The following is a 246-nucleotide window of genomic DNA, read 5'->3' as shown; positions in this document are numbered from 1 at the left end:
AATATAGCCAGCGTTTGCAAAATATTGACGATGTAGATTTTCTCAAACAGTTGTTGCGGCAGGCAATTACTGTCAATTCTTTGGCGGAATTTGGAGAATTGCTGCCTTATCAGGAAGATAGCTAGAGATGATTTGTTATGAGCGATCGCTTTTTCCTCAACTGTGCGATCGCTTTTTTCTTGAAAAGTAGAATTGAAAATAGAACTGTCACCAACAGCTAACCAATTACGAGGAGGAACAACGTAT

The organism is Geitlerinema sp. PCC 9228 (assembly GCF_001870905.1).
Lineage (GTDB): Bacteria > Cyanobacteriota > Cyanobacteriia > Cyanobacteriales > PCC-9228 > PCC-9228.
Note: the sequence above shows the minus strand (reverse complement) of the source record.